At 62.0% G+C, this 21,548-nt stretch carries 15 protein-coding genes; 2 read left to right on the forward strand and 13 right to left on the reverse strand.

All coding sequences use genetic code 11. The features are described 5' to 3' along the window. Positions 1-103 precede the first annotated feature (103 nt). From E0H22_RS22440 to E0H22_RS22470, 7 genes are all read right to left on the reverse strand, one after another. Positions 104-2,380 (reverse strand): acyl-CoA dehydrogenase, encoded by a 2,277-nt coding sequence (locus E0H22_RS22440; RefSeq protein WP_233023171.1) that lies wholly within the window; start codon positions 2,378-2,380, stop codon positions 104-106. Positions 2,381-2,736: 356 nt separating this feature from the next. Next, on the reverse strand, positions 2,737-3,360 hold the full coding sequence (locus E0H22_RS22445; RefSeq protein ID WP_233023172.1) for a flavin reductase family protein: 624 nt from the start codon (positions 3,358-3,360) through the stop codon (positions 2,737-2,739). Positions 3,361-3,535: 175 nt separating this feature from the next. After that, positions 3,536-4,138, reverse strand: a complete 603-nt coding sequence (locus E0H22_RS22450; protein ID WP_233026492.1) for a TetR/AcrR family transcriptional regulator — start codon at positions 4,136-4,138, stop codon at positions 3,536-3,538. Positions 4,139-4,156: 18 nt separating this feature from the next. Continuing rightward, the gene (locus E0H22_RS22455; protein WP_233023173.1) at positions 4,157-7,303 is read right to left on the reverse strand and encodes an efflux RND transporter permease subunit; all 3,147 of its coding nucleotides are present in this window, start codon (positions 7,301-7,303) and stop codon (positions 4,157-4,159) included. Between the two features lie 33 nt (positions 7,304-7,336). Further along, the gene (locus E0H22_RS22460; RefSeq protein ID WP_233023174.1) at positions 7,337-8,443 is read right to left on the reverse strand and encodes an efflux RND transporter periplasmic adaptor subunit; all 1,107 of its coding nucleotides are present in this window, start codon (positions 8,441-8,443) and stop codon (positions 7,337-7,339) included. 169 nt (positions 8,444-8,612) lie between these two features. Then, positions 8,613-9,962 (reverse strand): MFS transporter, encoded by a 1,350-nt coding sequence (locus E0H22_RS22465; protein ID WP_233023175.1) that lies wholly within the window; start codon positions 9,960-9,962, stop codon positions 8,613-8,615. A 123-nt stretch (positions 9,963-10,085) separates the two neighbouring features. Beyond that, the gene (locus tag E0H22_RS22470) at positions 10,086-11,339 is read right to left on the reverse strand and encodes an Hsp70 family protein (RefSeq protein ID WP_233023176.1); all 1,254 of its coding nucleotides are present in this window, start codon (positions 11,337-11,339) and stop codon (positions 10,086-10,088) included. A 247-nt stretch (positions 11,340-11,586) separates the two neighbouring features. Here E0H22_RS22470 and E0H22_RS22475 point away from each other — a divergent pair, with 247 nt between their 5' ends. Then, entirely contained in the window at positions 11,587-13,926 is a 2,340-nt protein-coding gene (locus tag E0H22_RS22475; RefSeq protein ID WP_233023177.1) for a Tex family protein, read from the forward strand. 94 nt (positions 13,927-14,020) lie between these two features. On the opposite strand, the gene E0H22_RS22480 is transcribed toward E0H22_RS22475, so the two are convergent. Beyond that, complete coding sequence (locus E0H22_RS22480) at positions 14,021-15,196, reverse strand: amidase (RefSeq protein WP_233023178.1); 1,176 nt, start codon at positions 15,194-15,196, stop codon at positions 14,021-14,023. A gap of 22 nt (positions 15,197-15,218) precedes the next feature. Continuing rightward, entirely contained in the window at positions 15,219-16,454 is a 1,236-nt protein-coding gene (locus tag E0H22_RS22485; RefSeq protein WP_233023179.1) for an amidohydrolase family protein, read from the reverse strand. Between the two features lie 263 nt (positions 16,455-16,717). Between E0H22_RS22485 and E0H22_RS22490 the strand changes: the two genes are divergently transcribed. Continuing rightward, positions 16,718-17,146: a nuclear transport factor 2-like protein gene (locus E0H22_RS22490; protein ID WP_233023180.1), complete on the forward strand. Its 429-nt coding sequence runs from the start codon at positions 16,718-16,720 to the stop codon at positions 17,144-17,146. Between the two features lie 45 nt (positions 17,147-17,191). On the opposite strand, the gene E0H22_RS22495 is transcribed toward E0H22_RS22490, so the two are convergent. The 4 genes from E0H22_RS22495 to E0H22_RS22510 all read right to left on the reverse strand — a co-directional run bounded on the left by E0H22_RS22495 (position 17,192) and on the right by E0H22_RS22510 (position 21,491). Next, positions 17,192-18,148 carry a Bug family tripartite tricarboxylate transporter substrate binding protein gene (locus E0H22_RS22495; protein WP_233023181.1) on the reverse strand — a complete coding sequence of 319 codons (957 nt, stop codon included), beginning with the start codon at positions 18,146-18,148 and terminating at the stop codon, positions 17,192-17,194. A gap of 93 nt (positions 18,149-18,241) precedes the next feature. Beyond that, the gene (locus E0H22_RS22500; RefSeq protein WP_233023182.1) at positions 18,242-19,594 is read right to left on the reverse strand and encodes a hemolysin family protein; all 1,353 of its coding nucleotides are present in this window, start codon (positions 19,592-19,594) and stop codon (positions 18,242-18,244) included. 116 nt (positions 19,595-19,710) lie between these two features. Next, positions 19,711-20,853 carry a 3-dehydroquinate synthase gene (gene aroB, locus E0H22_RS22505; RefSeq protein ID WP_233023183.1) on the reverse strand — a complete coding sequence of 381 codons (1,143 nt, stop codon included), beginning with the start codon at positions 20,851-20,853 and terminating at the stop codon, positions 19,711-19,713. After that, the gene (locus E0H22_RS22510; RefSeq protein ID WP_233023184.1) at positions 20,850-21,491 is read right to left on the reverse strand and encodes a shikimate kinase; all 642 of its coding nucleotides are present in this window, start codon (positions 21,489-21,491) and stop codon (positions 20,850-20,852) included. The genes aroB and E0H22_RS22510 overlap by 4 nt, the downstream gene beginning before the upstream one ends. Between the last annotated feature and the right edge of the window lie 57 nt (positions 21,492-21,548).

Genomic DNA, 21,548 nt, shown 5'->3' on the forward strand with positions numbered 1-21,548 from the left:
ACCACACCAAACGCCAGAATTCGTTACGGTCCCGGCTCTGCGGGGCAGCGCAAGAAACACTGCACCGCGTCCTGGACAAGTTTGAGTTCAACGGGATCATCAATCAGCTTGCCGCTCGCTGCTCACCGAGGTCCTGAAAGAACTGATGCACATTATCGGACTTGGCTGCGAGCGGCGAGAGATCCCCGGGCGCAAAATCGTCGACCTCGATCACCAGCTTCACGGCTTCGCGGGCCGCCTCCAGCCGTTCGCCTTCCGCCTGCGTGATCACGCCTTGCGCCACGGCCCCTTTCCAATCCTTCAGCTTCGCGGTTCGGATGCGTTTGGCAATATCGTCGGTGGATGTCACCAGTTTGAAGGCCTTTTCCAAGCGTGCGAGCGGGCCATCGTCATCCACAAACGCAAGGTCTGGCGTGAGGCGATCGCGTGTCACCGATGGCTCCAGGATCATCTGGGCGCAGAGATGGACGACGCGGTCAGACGGACCGAGCACCGACGCGCCGAATGGCTGCACGACGAATTTCAGGATCGTCGCGACAAAGCGGTTCGGCAAATTGGCAAGGATTTCGGCAAAGCGGTTCTCGATGGTCTTGAAGCCCGAGGCCATGCACCATTCGAGCGCCGGCAGATCGTCCTGCTGGCGGCCTTCATCTTCCCAGCGCTTGAGTGCCGCCGAGAGCAGATAGAGCTCGGAGAAGATATCGCCGAAACGCGCCGACAGCATCTCCTTGCGCTTCAGCGCGCCGCCCAATGTGAGGAGTGCCATATCGGCGCAGAGCGCAAAGGCCGAGGAATAGCGCGAGAGCTGACGATAGAACTGCGTGGCGGCACCGGCATCCGGCGCCGGCGCGAAGGCGCCGCCGGTCCAGCTGCGGCCCCAGGCGCGGAACAGCGTTGTGACACTGTGGCCGACATGCTTCCAGAAGGCAGTGTCGAAAGCGTCGAGGCCCTTCTTCTTGTCGGAATCGCTGAGCGCATTCATCTCCTGCAGCAGATAGGGATGCGCACGGATAGCGCCTTGCCCGAACACGATCAGATTGCGTGTCAGGATATTGGCGCCTTCCACCGTGATACCTACCGGCACTGCACGATAGAGATTGCCCATATAGTTCCGCGGGCCGTCGATGACCGCCTTGCCGCCATGGATATCCATGGCATCGTCGATGACAACACGCATGCGCTCGGTGGCATGCAGCTTCATGATGCCGGAGATGACCGCGGGATGACGGCCCTGATTGAGCGCCGCGGAGGTCAGGCGCCTCGAGGCATCGAGCAGATAGGCCGTGCCCGCGATACGTGCGAGCGGCTCCTCGATGCCTTCAAACTTGCTGATCGAGATATTGAACTGCTCGCGGATGCGCGCATAGGCGCCGGTGGTGCGGGCGACATAGGCCGCACCGGCCGCGGAGAGCGACGGCAGCGAGATGCCACGGCCAGCCGCGAGCGCCGACATCAGCATCTTCCAGCCCTGCCCCAAACGTGCCTGGCCGCCGATAATGTAATCGAGCGGGATGAAGACATCGCGGCCCCAGTTCGGGCCGTTCTGGAAGACCTGCATCGACGGCAGATGGCGCTTGCCGATTTCGACGCCAGGAAGATCATGCGGAATCAGCGCGACGGTGATGCCGAGTTCGTCCTGATCGCCTACGAGATGATCGGGATCATAGGCCTTGAAGGCGAGACCGATCAGGGTGGCAACGGGACCGAGGGTGATGTAGCGCTTATGCCAGTTGAGTCGCAGGCCGAGCACTTCCTTGCCTTCAAACGTGCCCTTGCAGATGATGCCGCTGTCGATCATCGACGCAGCGTCGGAGCCGGCCTCCGGGCTGGTGAGGCCAAAACAGGGAATGTCACGCCCATCCGCGAGACGCGGCAGCCAGCGCTGGCGCTGTTCGTCCGTGCCGAACTTCATCAACAGCTCGCCGGGGCCAAGCGAATTCGGCACCATCACGGTGACGGCGGCAACCACCGAGCGCGACGAAATCTTGCGCACCACTTCCGAATGGGCATAGGGCGAGAAGCCGAGGCCGCCATAATCCTTCGGGATGATCATGCCGAAGAATTTCTCGCGCTTGATGAAGTCCCAGACCTCCGGCGGCAGGTCGCGCAGCTCCCAGTTGACCTTCCAGTCGTCGATCATCTCGCAGAGACGATCGACCGGCCCGGTCATGAATGCCTGCTCTTCCGCTGTCAGTGTCGCGGGCGCGACCTTGAGCAATTTGCCCCAGTCAGGATTGCCCGTGAACAGGTCCGCATCCCACCAGACGTCGCCGGCCTCCAGCGCCTCGCGCTCGGTATCCGACATTTTCGGGAGCACGCCCCGGGCCCAGCCGAAGATCGGCTTGGAGAGATAGTCCTTGCGCAGGCTGGGTGAGCTCATGGGGAATTCCTCTTCATCGCAGCAACCAGCTTCGGGGGCAGAAGCTGGCCGCTCAAGGGCATTCGCTCTAGCGGGACTGTATTCGTTTCACCTTAGCTTTCGCTTTGAAATTTAAGCGAAAATGGTCAGCATTGAGCCATCGATAACGGCAAGGATACCGCAACGGTTCCATCATGGCGATGAGGGTCCGCGTGGCAGGAGGTCGCGCGACGCGGCGTCCCGGCCAGCCGGTCGCCCCGGCGAACGCTGGGACCATAGCACCGTCGGCATGGATATAAATTCAGATGGCGACGGCAGTGTTTTAGTCACGTTTTCGGAGGGTATGGGTCCCGGCGTTCGCCGGGACGACGCCAAAATCAATCCGGCCGGACCATCTCGAACATGTCTTCGTGCTTGACGGTGAAGTAGTCACCCTTGCGACCGGCGCGCATGATCGGGCTGGCAAGCGCCGTTCGGTAGACGCCGTCCACGATCAGGCTCTTGTCGATGTGAACGGCTACAACCTCACCCATGGTGAGGAAAGCATTGGCAGAGCCGCCATCGGCGCGCTTCAACTCGATGATTTCGGTGACCTTGCATTCGAAGGCGACACGGGCCTCGGCGACACGAGGCACGTTGACCAGCGTGCTGGGCACCGGAGTGAGGCCCGCAACCTCGAATTCATTCACATCGCGGCCGACATGGGCGGCGGTGGCATTCATCTGCTGGGCCAGATCGACGGTGGCCAGATTCCAGACGAATTCTCCTGTCTCCTGCGCGTTGTGGGTGGAATGCTTGATGCCGATGCTGGAGAAACCGATCAAAGGCGGTGTGTAGTTGAAGCCGTTGAAAAAGCTGTAGGGCGCAAGATTAACGCTGCCATCGGCGCCTCGGGTCGATACCCAGCCGATCGGTCGCGGCGCGATGATGGCATTGAAGGGATCGTGCTTCAGGCCATGCCCGTTGCGGGGCTCGTAACTGTGGAATTCGAAAGCGCTCACGATGACGTCCTCTTGTCCCGGACGCGAGCAACGCCCTTCGCGCTGCTTCGCAGAGCCGGGACCGTCGCAAGCGCCGTCGTCTGGAATGGGTCCCGGCTTTGCGAAGCGGCACTGGCGGCGAAGCTTCGCTTCGCCTGAACGCCGCACCGCATCCGGGACGCGATCACGAAAATCTCTACCGGCGCGGCGCCAGCCCGGCAAGAACGAAGTCGATCATCTGGTCGATGGTCGGGCCCGGCTTCTGGGCACATTGCGCAATCATTTGCGGGTGAAAGAAACGCATCATCGCGGTGCAAACGCAATGCGCGGCCACGCCCACATCCGGCGCATCGAATTCCCCGGCGGTTACTCCGTCGGCGATGACAGTCCCGATTGCTACGACGATCCGCTCCATATGAGCCATGCAGACGTCCCAGCTTTCCTCCATCGCGATGGCAACCATCTCATGCAATTTAGCGTCGCCAACATAACGCTCGGCATTCATGAGGTGAATCGTCGACAACAGGACGCGAAGCCGCTGGGAGGCCGGCGAATGCTCGGTGATCAGAACCGCGACCGCCTCATCGACCTCGCCCATCAGACGCTGGGCGACGGCCGAGATGATCGACTTCTTGGAGTCGAAGAAGCGATAGACATTGGCCGGTGACATGCGCAACACCTTCGCGATATCGGCGACGGTGGTTTTCTGATAGCCAAGCTCGCGAAACAGCTTTTCAGCCGTCACCACGATCCGGGTGCGCATGTCGTCAGCTTCAATGTGATCGGAAGCGAGAGTCATCTTGTCCAAGCTATCGTCCTATTCGGCTGCCGCAGCAAGGGGGAAACCGCGTTGCTTGTCGTCATGCTGCGGTGCGTGATGTTCGGTGTCCTCGCCCGGCCCACGCTCGTCGAGGCTCTTCCGGAACCACAACGCATAGAGGCCTGGCAGATAGAGCAGCGTCAGGAAGGTGGCAACGAACAGCCCCCCCATGATGGTCACCGCCATCGGCCCCCAGAAGGCGGAACGTGACAGCGGGATCATCGCCAGAATAGCCGCCAGCGCCGTGAGAACCACCGGGCGGGCACGACGGACCGTCGCTTCCACGATCGCATCGGCGCGGGTCAGGCCATGCTGCACATCCGTCTCGATCTGATCGACCAGGATCACGGCGTTACGCATGATCATGCCGGCCAGAGCGATCAGACCAAGCAGCGCCACGAAGCCGAACGGCATACCGGACACATTGAGCGCCAGTGATGCGCCGATGATGCCGAGTGGAGCCGTCAGGAACACCAGGACGAGCCGCGAAAAGCTTTGCAGCTGGATCATCAGCAGCGTCAGCATGACGATGATCATCAGCGGGAACAGCAGTGCGATCGAGGCATTGCCCTTGTTGCTCTCCTCCACCGCGCCGCCGATCTCGATGCGATATGCCGGCTCCAGGCCATCACGGATCGACTGCAACTGGGGCCAGATCTGGTTGGTAACATCCGGCGGTTGCACGCCATCGACGACGTCGCTGCGCACGGTGATCGCCATATCGCGGTTACGCCGCCACAGGATCGGCTCCTCATGCGAATATTCGATATTCGCGACTTGAGTGAGCGGGACAGCCACGCCATTGCGCGAGACGATGGTGAGGTCTCCGACCTTGCCAAGGTCGAGACGCTCCGAAGGCACGGCCCTGGCGACGACACCGACCTTTTCGATGCCATCGCGGATCGTGGTGACCGTCGTGCCGGAAATCAGCAGCGCCAGCGACTGCGAAACGTCCTGTGGCGTAAGACCAAGCGCTCGGGCACGATCCTGATCGACGACCAGCTTGAGATAAGGCGACTGCTCGTTCCAGTCGAGCTGCGCCTCTGTGACGTTCGGATTGGCGCGCATGACGTCACGCACCTTGTAGGCGATGTCGCGTACTTTCGCCGTGTCCGGACCGATGACACGGAACTGGACCGGGAAGCCGACGGGCGGCCCGAAGTTGAAGCGATCCACGCGCACGCGCGCTTCGCTGAGATCGCCGTCAGCGACAGCCTTTTCGATCTTTGTCTTGATACGCTCGCGGGCCTCGACATTCTTCGAAACGATAACGATCTCCGCAAATGCCTCATTCGGCAGCTGGGGGTTCAGACCGAGCCAGAAGCGCGGCGAACCGCGGCCGACATAGGACGTATAGGTCGCGATATCCTTGTCGTCCTTGAGTAGGGCCTCGGCTTTCTGCACCGACTTTCTGGTGACTTCGAAGGCCGTGCCTTCCGGCAGACGCAGTTGGAAGAACAGCTCCGGGCGCTCTGACAGCGGGAAGAATTGCTGCTGTACATGTCCGAAACCGACCACGGAGGCAAAGAAGATACCGACGGTGGCGACCACCACCTTGATGCGATGACTGACGCACCACTGCACCACGCTGCGCAGAATCCGATAGATGCGAGTCTCGTAGATCGCATGCGGATCGTGGTGCTCGGCGCCGTGCGCGGCCATGTTCGGCAGCAGCTTGACGCCGATATAGGGCGTGAAGATCACCGCCACGAACCACGACGCCACCAGCGAAATGGCGACGACCCAGAAAATACTGCCGGCATATTCGCCGACGGCCGAATTGGCGAAGCCGATGGGCAGGAAGCCTGCAGCCGTCACCAGCGTTCCGGTGAGCATCGGAAACGCAGTGGACTCCCAGGCGAAGGATGCAGCGCGCACGCGGTCCCACCCCTGCTCCATCTTCACCACCATCATTTCGACGGCAATGATGGCGTCATCGACCAGGAGGCCGAGGGAGATGATGAGCGCTCCGAGTGAGATGCGATGCAGGTCGAGCGAGATCGCATTCATCACCATGAAGACGATGCCGAGCACCAGCGGCACCGACAGCGCCACGACGATACCGGTGCGCCAGCCCAGCGCCAGGAAGCTCACGAACAAAACGATGGCCAGCGCCTCGACGAAGGAGCGCGTGAATTCGCCAACGGCTTCGTCGACCACATGCGGCTGATCGGCGATCTGCTCGATTTCGACCCCCTGCGGCACGGCGCGCATGAAATCGGCAGCGGCCTTCTTCACGTTCTCGCCGAGCTGGAGAATATTGGCGCCCTTGGCGGTGACGACACCGACGCCGAGCGCCGGCTTACCTTTCTGCTGGATCTGGAAATCCGGCGGATCGACGAAACCGTGAGTGACAGTGGCAATATCGCCGAGGCGGAAGGTGCGACCGTTGCTTTCCACCGGCGTCGAGGCCACCGCCTGCACGCCGTCGAGGGCACCGGTGACCCGCAGAGGCACCCGCTGCGACGAGGTCTCGACGGTGCCGGCCGGGGTGATCGCGTTCTGCTTGGCAAGGGAGTCGAACAGCGCCTGCGGGGTAATGCCGAGAGTCGCCAGTTTGGCATGCGAGAACTCAACGTAGATGCGCTCGTCCTGCGTACCGTAGAGATTGACCTTGGTCACGCCATCGACCTTCAGCAGGCGCTGGCGCAAACCTTCGGCGACTTTCTTGAGCTGCGCGTAATCGGCACCGTCGCCGGTCATCATATAGAGGATGGAATCGACGTCACTGAACTCGTCATTGACGGTCGGCCCGATCAAGCCCGTGGGCAGGCTGCCCTGCACGTCGGCGAGCTTCTTGCGCAACAGATAGAAAAGATAGGGGACGTCCTTCGGGGGCGCGTTGTCCTTGAAGGAGACCTGCAGCGCGGTAAAAGACGGCTTCGAATAGGTCTGCACCTTGTCGAAATAGGGCAGCTCCTGCATCTTCTTTTCGATGGGGTCCGCGACCTGCTCCTGCATCTCCTTCGCGGTGGCGCCGGGCCAGATCGCGGTGACGTTCACGACCTTCACGGTGAAGAACGGATCTTCGGCGCGGCCCAGACGCTCGTAGGAGAAGAAACCGGCGACACCGAGCGCGATGATCATGAAAAGGATCAGCGTCGGATGCGCCACGGCCCAGGCCGAGAGATTGAAGCGATGCATCGGCTTCGTCCTTATTGTACGGGTTGTACGGGCTTAGAACGACAGGGCGGAGACGACTCGCACCTTTTGCGCGGGATCGAGCTTTTGCACGCCGAGCGTGACCACCTTGGCGCCGTCATCGACGCCCCCGGTGATGATCACGTCGGTACTTTCATAGGTCTTCACCTTCACCGGCCGCAGCGTGATTTCGCCGGCGTCATTGACGGTATAGAGCGAGGACTGGTTGCCCTGGCTGAACAGCGCCGAGAGCGGAATGCGGGCGATACGCTCGGTCTTCGGGTCTGACAGCGTCAGCGTCGCCGTCATGCCGAGTGCAACCTTGTCGTCGGCATCAGGCAGCGAGAATTTGGCGAGATAAGTGCGCGTGGCAGGGTCTGCGTTGGGGGCGATCTCACGCAGCCGGGCCTGATAGGTCCTGCCCGGCTCTGACCACAGGCTGACGCTGGCGATACCATCCTTGGCACGGCCGATCAGCGTTTCCGGGATCGCGACAACCGCCTCCTTCTCGGCAAAGCGCGCGACGCGGATCGCAGCCTGACCGGACGCGACGACCTGACCGGGATCGATCAGCGTGGCGGTGACGACGCCGGCGGTGTCGGCGACGAGGGTCGCGTAGGACAGGCTGTTTTTCGTGAGTTCGACCTGGCGTTCGGCGCGGTTGAGACGCGCGCGCGCTTCGTCACCCGACGCCTTGGCCTGATCGAGTTGCGCCTGGGTTGCCCAGCCCTTGCTCTTCAGTTCATTGGCCCGCCCCTCGGCAGCGCTAGCCTGGGCCAGCACGCCGGTGGCGGCGCTGAGCTCGGCGGCCGCCTGCTCGGCCTGAAGCTTCAGATCGACCTCATCCAGCGTGCCGAGCGGCTGGCCGACCTGCACGGTCTGCCCGACTTCCACGAGCCGCTTGGCAACCTTGCCGGCCACGCGAAAACCGATATCGGTTTCGATACGCGGGCGGATGGTGCCGACGAAACTGCGCGACGGCGATTCCGGCGTGTATTGCACCGTCGTGACCAGAACGGGCCGCGATGGCTTCGACTCCGCCTCCGCCTTTTTCCCGCAACCGGCCAAACCGACGGCCGGAATCAGCAAGAGGGCGGCAATGACGGGCTTGCGGATGGTGGCGAACAGAGAACCGCGGGGCATGATCGTACTTCCTTCGTGAGGTCGCCGGAAGAGTAGATGTGACTAATGACGATTGTCAATATTCGTCACTGATCATAAACTCATCATCGTTGCCGAAGGATCGCGCAATGAAAAGCGCCGGTGAGCGGATGTCCCCGGCGCTTCGTGCTACATCGATAAAGGTAATTAATTACCTTGCCGACTCGCCCCCCTTGCTGGCGGAGGAGAATTCTGTCGCGGTGCCGTGATTGCCGGCGAGCACCAGAATGCCCGCGATCAGCGGCATGGCGGCTAGTACCAGGAGGCCAGTGGACGTACTGCCCGTAGCTTCCTTGACCCAACCGATCAGATACGGGCCACCGAAACCGGCGAGATTGCCGATCGAATTGATCATGGCGATGGCGCCCGCTGCTGCCGTGCCGCTGAGCCAGGCGGTCGGCAGGGTCCAGAACAGGGCGAAAGTACAGAATACCCCGACGGCGGCCACGGTCAGCGCGACCATGGTGACCGTGGGATTGCTGACCACGCCCGAGACAGCCAGCGCCACGGCGATCAACAGCAACGGCAGGCCGACATGCCAGACACGCTCACGGGTGCGGTCCGAATGTCGGGCCCAGAGAATCATGGCGATGGAGCCGAACGCATAGGGAATCGCGGTGACGAAACCGGTCTGGGTATTCGTGAGACCGAACGCCTTGACGATCTGCGGCAGCCAGAACTGCATACCGTAAAGCGCTGCGACGAAGCCGAAATAGATTACGCTCAGCATCAGCACCTTAGGCGACGACAGCGCCTGACCGAGCGACATGCCATGGGCGCTTTCCTTCATGGTGCGCTCGCTTTCGAGCCTGTCGGCCAGCCACATCTTCTGATCCGGCGTCAGCCAGTCGGCTTTCGACGGCTTGTCGGTGAGATAGAACCAGGTGACGATGCCCAGCAGCACCGAGGGAATGCCCTCGATGATGAACAGCCACTGCCAGCCCTTCAGCCCCATGACGCCATCCATGCCGAGCAGCATGCCGGAAATCGGCGCACCGATTACGGTGGACACCGGCACGGCGATGGCGAAGGCCGCGAGGAAACGTGCGCGATATGCAGCCGGATACCAGTAAGTCAGATAAAGGATGATGCCGGGGAAGAAGCCGGCTTCGGCGACACCGAGCAGGAAGCGCAACACATAGAAGCTGGTCGGGCCGCCGACCACCGCCATCAGCGCCGAGATCACGCCCCAGCTCACCATGATGCGCGCAATCCAGCGGCTGGCGCCGAATTTTTCCAGCGCGATGTTGCTGGGAACTTCAAAGATGAAATAACCGATGAAGAAAATGCCAGCGCCCCAGGCGAACACTGTCGGCGAGAAATTCAGATCGGCATTCATGGTCAACGCAGCGAAGCCGAGATTGACCCGGTCGAGATAAGCGAGAAAGTAAGCCAGGATCAGAAACGGAATCAGCCGCCAGGAAATGGCACGGATCGTCGACGTTTCGAGATCGCTCTTCGCACTCTGCTCCGCGCGTGCCCCGATGATGGCCTGACTCATTCTGTTCGCTCCCGATGGCTTCTTTTGCGCAACCGAACGGCCGCGACTTGGCCGTTTAGCCAAACTGCGCGGGTGCGGCAATATGTCAACCGGAAGCGTCCGGTAGAACGCAACGAAAGTCGATCAGGCGTCGCCGTAACGCCTGATCGCTTCGATGGTAAGGCCCTTGCCGACCGCGCCAAAGGTGTCGCCATCGATAGCGCGGGCTGCCGGCAGCGCACCGAGGATCGCCTTGCGGACATGAGCCAGCTGCACCGAGCCGCCAGTGAGAAACACCGCATCAATGTCTTCTGGCTTCAGTTTTGCCTGGGACAGGCAAATGGCGATCCGCGCGTGGATGCGGTCGGCCAGCGTCCGGGTGTGGCTCACGAGTTCCTTGCGCGCCAGGCCGGCGGACAGGCCAGGCTCCAGCCAATCCAGAGCAATGCTCGATTTCGGCTGATCGGATAGACCGATCTTGGCGCCCTCGACCTCCATCGCCAGCGTATGGCCGCGCTGCTCTTCCAGCACGCGAACCAGGCGACCGAGCAATTCGGGCTGCCGCGCTTCGTAGCGTACCTGCCGGATCTCGTTGATGACCTTGGGGTCGTACATCCGGTTGATGCTCGACCAGGTCGCGAGATCGTGGAAATAGCCTGACGGCACATCGAGCCCCGCACGCTTCATGGCCGAGCGATAGCCGAGCAGCGGCATCACCACGCCAAGGCTCAGATGGCGATCGAAATCGGTACCGCCGATGCGCACGCCGTCATTGGCCAGAATGTCGTCCTTGCGATCAGCATGACGATGCCGTTCCGGCGACAGGCGCACGATGGAGAAATCCGACGTACCACCGCCGATATCGGCAATCAGCGCGATCTCTTCCGCATCGATGTGACGTTCGTAATCGAGCGCAGCAGCGATCGGTTCGAACTGGAACGAGACATCGGCAAAGCCGATATCCTTCGCGATGCCGAGCAGCACATCCTCGGCCTTGCGGTCGCCGGCGGGATTGTCGTCGACGAAGAAAACCGGACGTCCATGCACGACCTTGCGCAATTCCTGTCCTGTCGCGGCTTCCGCACGACGCTTCACGGCGCCGATATAGTTGCCGATGACGTTGCGAAAGCCGATGCGCTCGCGGCCGACGCGCGTGGTCTCGTCGACCAGCGAGGTGCCGAGCACCGATTTCAGGCTGCGCATCAGCCGGCCAGGGACGCCTTCCACATAGGCTTCCATCGCGTTGCGCCCGATAAAGACGCCGGTATCGACCTTATAGAAGATGGCACTCGGAATGGTGACATGCGCATCTTCCAGCGCGGCGAGCACCGGGACATCGTTCTCGATGGTGCCGAGCGTCGTGTTCGACGTTCCAAAATCCAGACCGCAAATCGACATGACCGCTCCAAAAGGACGGTCCGTCTACACAGATCGCGCGGTTCGATCCAGCACTATATTTTTGCACAACCGCATCGCGGCAAAGCACGCCGCCATCAGGAAATCCGGGAGCATTTTCAAAGCAGAACCGGCGATCCACAGAACAATCTGCCGCCGCGATCAGGGTTGCTGAATCGCCGAGGGCCGGTCCATAAGCGGAATAAGACGGCGGGATGACCGCCCTGGACTGTCGAAGGAATATGCAGGCGTGACCAATATCAATCTAAAGATCGCTGAAGAACTTGGCGTGCGCGAACAGCAGGTCGCGGCGACGGTGGAACTGCTCAATGGCGGTGCCACCGTGCCGTTCGTTGCGCGCTATCGCAAGGAAATCACCGGCGGTCTCGACGACGCGCAGCTGCGTACGCTGGAAGAGCGCCTGACCTATCTGCGCGAGCTGGAAGACCGCCGCGCCGTGATTCTGGAATCGGTGCGCGAGCAGGGCAAGCTCGACGCCGCGCTCGAACTGGCAATCAAGACCGCCGACACCAAGGGCCGTCTCGAGGACATATACCTGCCGTTCAAGCCGAAGCGCCGTACCAAAGCGGAGATCGCCAAGGAAGCCGGCCTCATGCCACTTGCCGACATCCTGCTCGCCGAGCCGCAGAACGACCCGAAGGTGGTTGCCGAGGCCTATGTTAATGCCGACAAGCAAGTGGCCGACGTCACCGCCGCGCTCGACGGCGCCCGTGCCATTCTCGTCGAGCGCTTCGCCGAAGATGCGGATCTCATCGGCGCGCTGCGCGAGCAAATGTGGTCGAACGGCCTGATGGCCTCGAAAGTGCGCGAAGGCAAGAAAGCCGAGGGCGAGAAGTTCAAGGACTATTTCGATTTCTCCGAGCCACTGCACAAGCTTCCTTCGCATCGCGTCCTGGCACTGTTCCGTGGCGAGAAGGAAGAGGTGCTTGATTTGGCGATGCTGCCCGAGCCGGTGCCGCCGACCCCCGTCCCATCCACGACGCCGAGCTCGTATGAACTCAAGATCATGCAGCGCGTCGGTGTGTCCGACAAAGGTCGTCCTGGCGACAAGTGGCTGACCGACACCGTACGCTGGGCCTGGCGCACCAAGATCCAGGTACATCTCAATATCGACCTGCGCATGCGCCTGTGGACTGCGGCGGAAGAAGAAGGCGTGCGCGTGTTCGCCTCCAACCTGCGCGACCTGCTGCTCGCTGCGCCGGCTGGCGCGCGTGTCACCATGGGCCTCGATCCCGGCTACCGCTCAGGCGTGAAGACCGCCGTGATCGATGCCACCGGCAAGGTGGTGGCGACGACGACGATCTATCCGCATGAGCCGCAACGCGCATGGGACGCCGCGCTCGCAACCCTCGGCAAGCTCGCCGTGCAGCACAAGGTCGAACTGATCGCCATCGGTAACGGCACCGCCTCGCGCGAGACCGACAAGCTGGCAAGCGATCTCCTCAAGCTGCTGCCCGATCTGAAGATGACCAAGATCGTGGTCTCGGAAGCCGGCGCGTCGGTCTATTCGGCCTCGGCCTTCGCCTCGGAGGAACTGCCGGAGCTCGATGTGACGCTGCGCGGCGCGGTCTCCATCGCGCGCCGCCTGCAGGACCCGCTGGCAGAGCTGGTGAAGATCGATCCCAAGGCAATAGGCGTCGGCCAGTATCAGCACGATCTCGGCGAGAGCAAACTTGCGCGCTCGCTCGATGCCGTGGTGGAAGATTGCGTGAATGGCGTTGGGGTCGATCTCAACACCGCCTCGGCTCCGCTGCTGGCCCGCGTGTCGGGCATTGGTACGGGTCTCGCCCAGAGCATCGTGCAGCACCGCGACGCCAATGGTCCGTTCAAGTCGCGCAAGGCGCTGAAGGACGTGCCGCGGCTCGGTCCGAAGGCGTTCGAACAATGCGCGGGCTTCCTGCGCATCAATGACGGCGAAGACCCGCTCGACAAGTCAGGCGTGCATCCGGAAGCCTATCCGCTGGTGCGTAAGATTCTCGAAGCCACGAAGAGCGATATTCACGCGCTGATCGGCAATGCCGAGGTGCTGCGCAAGGTGCAGCCGAAGAGCTTTGTCGATGACACGTTTGGTTTGCCGACGGTCACGGACATTCTGAAGGAGCTCGAGAAGCCCGGCCGCGATCCGCGTCCCGCGTTCAAGGCTGCGGTGTTCATGGAAGGTGTCGAGAAGGTCTCCGACCTCAAGCCCGGCATGATCCTAGAAGGTACGGTTACTAACGTCGCCGCCTTCGGCGCTTTCGTCGATGTCGGCGTGCATCAGGATGGTCTTGTGCACATCTCGGCGATGTCAAAAACCTTCATCAAGGACCCGCGCGAGGTGGTGAAGCCTGGCGACATCGTCAAGGTCAAGGTGCTGGAGGTCGAGGTCGATCGCAAGCGGATCGCCTTGTCGCTGCGCATGGACGATCCGGTCGGCGCCAAGGCCGATCGCCCGAAGGCCGACCGTGGTCCGCGCTTCAGCGAGCGCAACATGACCTCGCGCGCACCGGGCAAGCCGGATTCCGGCGGCGGTGCATTTGCGGAAGCGATGCGGCGCGCGGCGGAAAAGGGCGCCGGCAAAGGACGGTGAACCACAGCGTAGGCAAAGGCGCCTCGGCGCCGTGCCTACCGCTACACGCGATGACAAAGATGGTGGGCACGTTGCGCTTTGCCCACTCTACGAGCTACTGGCCCAGCTCTACCGCCAGCGCCAGCAGATCCTCATCGCAATCGCGCGCGGCCATGATCGACAGGCCGATCGGGCAATCGTCGAGCTTCGCCACCGGCATCGACAATTGCGGCGTGCCGGCATGGCCGGCGACACAGAGCAGTTCGATGGCGCGGGCACGGAACACGTCAAGCAGCGCATCGGGCGTAGCACGCAGCGGCGCGATGCCGGGTACGGTCGGCAACACCATCACCGCATCGCCAGCCAGTAGCCCGTTCACCTTGTCCGTGATCACCTTGCGCAACGGCTTTGCGGCCGCGATTTCCGCAGGATCCAGCACGGCCGCAGCCGCAAAGCGCTCTTTGACACCAGGCCCGAATGTCGGCTTCACCGCCGAAATCCATTTCCCCTGCACGGTCCACGCCTCTTCCGATTGCAGCACGCGAAACGCATTCCGCCACGCATCGCGCTCACCGCCGATCACATCGATCTCTTCGCTCTTGCCAACGAGCGCGATCAGGCGATCCACCGACGGTTGCAGCGCGTCGCGCACTTTCCCATCCAGCGCGGCAAACAGGTCACGTGCGATCAACAGCTTCTTCGGCGCGCGCGGCGTGCGAACCCCATCGAGCAGCACGTTACCGACCCGCACCATCAATTCCGGCGATCGCGCGAACCAGCCAAGCACGTCGTAGCTCGGCGCCAGCGGCACGGCATTGGCCAGCGGAATACGGCCATGGGTAGTGCGAATGCCATAAATGCCGCAATAGCTCGCGGGCAAACGCACGGAGCCGCCGGTGTCCGAGCCGATTGCGAAATCGACGAGCCCACCCGCTGTCGCCGCCGCGGAACCGCTCGACGAGCCGCCGGGAATGCGACCGGGCGCGGCGGGATTCACCGGCGTGCCATAATGCGCATTCTCACCGTTCAGGCTCCAGGCGAGTTCGTCCGTATGTGTCTTGCCCACGAGCTTGGCCCCTGCCGCACGCAGACGATCAACTGCGGGTGTGGACTTCGTCGGCACCGGATGCGTCGCCAGCCATTGCGGATTGCCGGCGGCGGTCGGCACGCCGGCGAGATCGAACACATCCTTCAGCGCAAAGGTCAGCCCCGACAGCGGACCTTCGGACGTCGGCTGCACCTCGATGCGGCCGTGATCCACAAAGGCCCCCAGCGTATCGTCGATCAGCATCGCATTCTCCTTGCAGCTTGAATCACACCGGCTTCAGCAGGCTGGCTGCCGGCCTGACGAATGTGCGGATACCCTTCTTGAAACCGAATATCGGCTGGGCAATCTCGCATACCGCCTGTGCCTTGGTCTCGCAATCCAGCACCACCAGGTCGGCGGGAAGGCCGACGGCGATGCCGTAGTCCTTTGCATTGAGCAGCTGTGCCGAGGCTGCTGTCACCAGATCGAGGCAATCAGCGAGATCGTCGTCACGGCCGATCTGCGCCACATTGGCATAGAGATTGACCATACGGATCAGCGACACGTCACCAAAAGGCGTGAAGGGATTCAGCACGTTGTTGGTGGAGACATTCGCATTCACGCCGAGCGCACGCAGCTTGTGCGCCTGGGTGACGCCGCGCGGAACGTTGTGATCGTGATCGCGACCAGTGAGGAACAGATCGGTGGCCGGCAGGACGGTAACTGCAACACCGGCATTGGCAAGCCGCTGGGCCGCGGCTTCGAAATCCGCACGCGGCATGGCTGAGAGCTTCGTCGCATGGCCGATGGCGACACGTCCTCCCCAGCCGGCCGCCTCGGTCTGCCGGCAGACTTCCGTGAAATCGGCGCGCGAAGGATCGAGATCGAAATCGAGATGGAAATCGATATCGACATCGAACTCCCGCGCCATCGCGAAGATCTTTGCGATCTGGCCGTACGAATCCCTATCCATATAGGGCACCCCACCGACCACATCGGCGCTGTCGCGCAATGCCTGCAGCATCACCTCATCGCAGCCGGGATCGTCGAGCAGGCCTTCCTGCGGAAACACACAAAGCTGCAGGTCGATCGCCCAGGCGTAATCCTTCTTCAGCTGCTTGAGCGCCCGGAAGCTGGTGAGGCCGATGCGCGGGTCGACTTCGACATGGGTGCGCATCCGGTTCGTGCCATGGGTGATCGCCTTCTCCAGCGTACGCGCAGCACGCGCATAGACGTCCTCTTCGGTAAATTCGCGCTTGGCCTTGGCGACTTCGGCGACAACTTCGTCCAGCGTCCCGCGTGCGCAATTGCAGCGACCGAGCAGGCAGGACTTATCGAGATGAAGGTGGGTTTCAACGAAGCCCGGCAGCACCAGCCGGCCGTGCAGGTTCTGATCCGGCGCATCGCCCCGGGGCAGCCCGACCTCGATGGCAGCGAAGCGGCCATCCCTGATGCCGATATCGAACGAACCGCCGGGCCGGTCCGCGATACGGGCATTGCGTAGAACTAGGTCGAACGTCATAGGGGCTCCTGAAGGCATCGCGCAGTCGGCCGTTCTTATAGCCAGACCAGCCAAACCGGAAGCAAGACGTGCGCCAGTACGTATGCGATTATTCATCGCCACAATGCATTGAAAATAAAAGGAATATCTCCGACCTCACCCTTGCGGATCGCCCAATTTTCAGGCCTTCGAGCAAAAAAGTGCATACAATTTAGGATGCCTTGTGAATGCAATTCCGGAGACTCCCTGTTAGAATGGAGCATCACCTCATCCAGGAGCCCCCGATGTCACAAACATCTGCACTCGCGCCCCTCGCCGACGATACGGCCGATGCCGCCTCGCTCGTCGAACGCTTTCTTGTGGCATCGATGATCCCCGATCCGGAGACCGCCGGAACGTTGATGTCGGCCGATGTGGACATCACCTTCACCGGCGGGCGCAAGTTCAAGCATCCGCGCGATGCCACCGCCTTCAATGCGATGCGCTACAAATGGGTGAAGAAGAAGATGGAGCGCACGGATGTCGCACCCGGAGATGGCGAGACGGTCGTCTACAATACCGGCACGCTCTATGGCGAGTGGCACGACGGCACCACGTTCGAAGGCAATCGCTACGTCGATCGCTTCGTGGTCCGCCGCGGCAAGATCGTGAAGATGGATGTCTGGAACGACAGCGCCGAACGCATTCTCGTTCGCATGGATATCGAGGCTTGATACAGGCCTATGAAAGCCGGCGACGACCGCCGCCGGCTTTCTGCGTCACTTTTCCGTCTTGAGCAGCGCCATGTTGGCGGCGACTTCCTTCACGACGAGGTCGTCGATCGCTCTCGGCTCCATGGGCATCGGCACAACACCCATTTTCTTCAGCGCCGTCTGCATCTCCGGTTTGGCTAGCAATTTAGTGCTGACATCGTAGAGCTTGTTGACGATCTCGCGCGGCGTTTTCGACGACACAAATACACCGACCCAGGTATTGCTCACACCGTCCTTGAGACCAGCGTCGACCATCGAGGGTACGTCCGGTAGATCGGCACTACGCTCGGCAGTCGAGACAACCAGCGCCCGCACCTGCCCTTCGCGGATGAGCGGCAAGGCGGTGGCAGCCGGACAGAAATAGAAATCGATGCGACCGCCGAGAATATCGGTGATGACTTCAGGCCCGCCGCGATAAGGTACATGCGTCGCCTCGAAGCCGCCAGCGCGGCGGAATTTCTCCGAGCTGATATGCACGGCACTGCCGACACCCACCGAGCCGAAATTGATCGACGAGCCCTTGGCGCGCGCATCCTTCAGGAAATCATCGACAGTCTTCCACGGACGATCCTTCGGAATGATCATGATGTTCGGGACCGAGCCGATCATGACCACACCGGACAGATCTTTCGACGTGTCATAGGGCAGGTTTGCATTGATCGCCGGGGTGATGGTGAGTGCCGACGAATGCGCGATGATCGTGTAGCCATCGGGGTCCGACTTGGCGAGCGCAGCCGTGCCCACGGCTCCGCCACCGCCGACGCGATTTTCCACCACGATGGTCTGGCCAAGCTCAGGCCCCAGCCGCTCGAAGAACGTGCGTGGCATGACGTCCGTGGCACTGCCCGGACCAAACGGAATGATGGCCTTGATCAGCCGTGTCGGCCAGTTGGTCTCGGCCTGCACGGCGGTGCACAACAGCACGCCAGCAATAAAGCACGACCATCGCAGAAACTTATTCATTACTGTCTCCTGCTGCGCCACTCGATGGAATGGTCGCCTCCGCAGGACATTAAAGCAAGAACCGGACCGGACGATTTTCAGCAGGACTGTCTTCTAAAACGACGCGCCGGCGCGCCGCTTCTTTCCCGGCATCTGCTCCGACTCTGCCGGCACCGGGCCAATGCGCAGCGCCGTGATCCGGTTGCGTTCACGACGCAGCACGCGGAATCGGAAATTGTAGAACGTAAAACTCTGGCCCCGCTCGGGGATCGAGCGCGCTTCGTGGATGACAAGGCCCGCGACGGTGACGGCTTCATCATCCGGCAGATGCCAGTCCATCACACGGTTCAGATCGCGAATCGGCACCGAGCCATCCACCACCACTGAGCCGTCGGCCTGTGCCCGCACACCGGCGACCACAACGTCATGCTCGTCGGAAATGTCGCCGACGATTTCCTCCAGCAAGTCCTCAAGCGTCACCATGCCTTCCACTTCGCCATATTCGTCGACGACGAGAGCGAAATGCGTTTTGCGGCGGCGAAATGCCTTGAGCTGATCGGAGAGTGGCCGCATTTCCGGCACGAACCATGGCGGCAGGGCGATGCTTGCGACGTCGATCTTCGACGTATCGCCATCGGCGGCGCGGATCGCGCGCAAGAGATCCTTCGCATGTAGCACGCCGACGATGTTCTCCGGTTTCTCGCGCCACAGCGGGATGCGGGTGTACTCGGTGGACAGCACCTCGCGCACCAGTTCTTCCGAAGGAAGATCGGCATTCAGCGTGGTCATCGCCGTGCGGTGGACCATGACATCGGAAACGGCTAGATCGCCGAAGCGGAACACATTCTGGATATACTCGGCCTCGCCGCTCTCGATGCCGCCATGCTCGGCCGATTGACCCACCAGCCCTTCGATCTCGACGCCGGTGAGAATCTCATGGGGCGACGCTTCCTTCACGCCGATCAGCGCCAGCACGCCGCGCGATGCGGCATTGAGCAACCAGTTCAGCGGGTAGAACAGCACATAGGACGCAAATAGCGGATAGGCGATCCATTGCGACACCGGCTCCGGCTGGCGGATCGCCAGCGTTTTCGGCACCTGCTCACCGACCACGATATGCAGCGACGAGAAGACGAGGAAGCCAGTCAGGAACGACGTAAAGTGCAGCGCCGATTCCGACATACCAAGCGGATCGAGCAGTGGCTTCAGCAGTGCCGCCACCGTCGGCTCGCCCACCCAACCAAGGCCGAGCGAGGCCATGGTGATGCCGAGCTGGCAGCAGGCGAGATAAGGCTCGATATCCGCCATCATCCGTTGCAGCAAATGGGCGCCGAAACTGTTGCGTTCGGCCATCGCCTTGACGCGAAAGCCGCGGCTCTTCACAAGCGCGAATTCAGCCGCCACGTAGAAAGCGTTGGCCGCGAGGAGGAATGCGGCGAGCAGGATGTTGACGGCGATCGAACTCATGGAATTCCCGTGATCGGTACGCCGTCATTGCGAGAAGCGTAGCGACGAAGCAATCCCGTTCTCCCGTTCGTGGCTCTGGATTGCTTCGCTGCGCTCGCAATGACGCCGCTTGTGTTTCAGGCGGATAATTTCCGATGTAGGAAGTCACGCACCGTAGCAGGATCGACGTCATTCGCGATGACAGCCCGACCAATCGCTTCCAGCAAAATGAAGGTCAGCTTCCCGCGCTTCACCTTTTTGTCCTGCGCCATCAACGCCATCAACCGATCCGCATCGGAGAGACCTTCCTGCTGGAAGCCCGCGATATCCTGCAAGCGCGTCGGCAATCCGGCAGTAGCGAGGTGACGTTCGACACGCGCAGCATCGTCTGCCGCAAGCATGCCTAGCTGCGCCGAAAGTTCGGCGGCCAGCACCATGCCGATGGAGACGCCTTCGCCGTGATAGAGACGATCGGAGAAGCCGGTAACCGCTTCCAGCGCGTGACCAAAAGTGTGCCCGAGATTGAGCAGCGCCCGCTCGCCATTCTCGCGCTCGTCGCGCGACACGACACCGGCCTTGGCGCGGCAAGACGTGGCGACGGCATGTTCGCGTGCCGAGCCACCGCGCATGATGTCAGCGTGATTGGTTTCGAGCCAAGCGAAGAAGGCGGCATCGCCGAGCACGCCATATTTGGCGACTTCGGCATAACCGGCACGAAACTGGCGCGGCGAAAGCGTGTCGAGCACGGCCGTGTCAGCAACGACCAGCACTGGCTGATGGAACGCTCCGATCAGGTTCTTGCCCTGCGGCGAATTGATGCCGGTCTTGCCGCCAACCGAGGAATCCACCTGCGCCAGCAGCGATGTCGGCACCTGCACGAAATCGACGCCACGGCGCAGGATCGACGCCGCGAAACCGGCGAGATCGCCGACCACGCCGCCGCCCAGCGCGATGACGAGATCGTTGCGCTCGATCTTTGCGGCAATCAGCGCTTCGGAAACGGTTTCGAGCCCGGCATAGCTCTTCGAGCCCTCGCCTTCCTCGACAGCAATGTGCGAGGTCGGGATGCCTGCTGCAGCCAGCGAATCTTCCGTCGCCTTGAGCCAATGCCTGGCCACCGTGCCGTCCGTGACGATCGCCGTACGCACGCCCGGCCGCAGCACCGCGATGCGCGCGCCGAGGGACGGCAGGATGTTGCGGCCGATGACGATGTCATAGGCGCGATCGCCTAACCCTACGTTGACCGTGATCGGATCGGAATGCTTCAAAGGTGCAGTCATAAAATCGAACTCAGGGGATCGCCGGACGATGCCGGCAGGGCAGATGCCGCATGCGGGCGGAACAGGTGCTCATGCAGCGCCACGATCGCCTCATCGACGATTTTCTCGTGCGGCACGTCGCGGGAATCGATGGTGATGTCGGTCTGCTCGTAGAACGGATGGCGCGCCTCGATCAGCCGTGCGATGGTGCCGGCCGGATCCGGTGTCTTCAGCAGCGGGCGATTTTCGCGTTTCTTGACCCGGCGCAGGATCACATCGGCGTCGGCCTTGAGCCATAGCGAGATCGCCTTGTCGCGGATTCTCTCGCGGGTCTCCGCACGCATGAAGGCACCGCCCCCGGTGGCCAGCAAAATCGGCCCGCCCTCGAGCAGGCGAGCGATCACCCGCGCCTCGCCATCGCGGAAATGCGGTTCGCCATGAACCTCGAAGATGTCCGGGATCGACATACCGGCCGCGGCCTCGATCTCGTGATCGGCATCGACAAAGGGCAACCGCAGCCTCATCGCCATGCGACGGCCGATGGTGGACTTCCCCGCGCCCATCATGCCAACCAGCACGACGGCGCGACGCCCCAGCGCCGCGACAATCGCAGCCTCCTGGGAAGTGTCGGCCAATGCTGGCAAAGCGGTCTCGGACATCAGAAAAACACTCGTAAAATCAGTGGGCGACAATGCATCGCAGCGGTTTGCCCCATT

Source organism: Rhodopseudomonas boonkerdii, from assembly GCF_021184025.1.
Classification (GTDB): Bacteria; Pseudomonadota; Alphaproteobacteria; order Rhizobiales; family Xanthobacteraceae; genus Tardiphaga; species Tardiphaga boonkerdii.

What these genes read in the sequence shown, in the direction of transcription:
- E0H22_RS22440 (WP_233023171.1), bottom strand. Translation starts at nt 2,380, where the DNA reads ATGAGCTCACCCAGCCTGCGCAAGGACTATCTCTCCAAGCCGATCTTC.
- E0H22_RS22450 (WP_233026492.1), bottom strand. Translation starts at nt 4,138, where the DNA reads ATGACTCTCGCTTCCGATCACATTGAAGCTGACGACATGCGCACCCGG.
- E0H22_RS22455 (WP_233023173.1), bottom strand. Translation starts at nt 7,303, where the DNA reads ATGCATCGCTTCAATCTCTCGGCCTGGGCCGTGGCGCATCCGACGCTG.
- E0H22_RS22460 (WP_233023174.1), bottom strand. Translation starts at nt 8,443, where the DNA reads ATGCCCCGCGGTTCTCTGTTCGCCACCATCCGCAAGCCCGTCATTGCC.
- E0H22_RS22465 (WP_233023175.1), bottom strand. Translation starts at nt 9,962, where the DNA reads ATGAGTCAGGCCATCATCGGGGCACGCGCGGAGCAGAGTGCGAAGAGC.
- E0H22_RS22470 (WP_233023176.1), bottom strand. Translation starts at nt 11,339, where the DNA reads ATGTCGATTTGCGGTCTGGATTTTGGAACGTCGAACACGACGCTCGGC.
- E0H22_RS22480 (WP_233023178.1), bottom strand. Translation starts at nt 15,196, where the DNA reads ATGCTGATCGACGATACGCTGGGGGCCTTTGTGGATCACGGCCGCATC.
- E0H22_RS22485 (WP_233023179.1), bottom strand. Translation starts at nt 16,454, where the DNA reads ATGACGTTCGACCTAGTTCTACGCAATGCCCGTATCGCGGACCGGCCC.
- E0H22_RS22490 (WP_233023180.1), top strand. Translation starts at nt 16,718, where the DNA reads ATGTCACAAACATCTGCACTCGCGCCCCTCGCCGACGATACGGCCGAT.
- E0H22_RS22495 (WP_233023181.1), bottom strand. Translation starts at nt 18,148, where the DNA reads ATGAATAAGTTTCTGCGATGGTCGTGCTTTATTGCTGGCGTGCTGTTG.
- E0H22_RS22500 (WP_233023182.1), bottom strand. Translation starts at nt 19,594, where the DNA reads ATGAGTTCGATCGCCGTCAACATCCTGCTCGCCGCATTCCTCCTCGCG.
- aroB (WP_233023183.1), bottom strand. Translation starts at nt 20,853, where the DNA reads ATGACTGCACCTTTGAAGCATTCCGATCCGATCACGGTCAACGTAGGG.
- E0H22_RS22510 (WP_233023184.1), bottom strand. Translation starts at nt 21,491, where the DNA reads ATGTCCGAGACCGCTTTGCCAGCATTGGCCGACACTTCCCAGGAGGCT.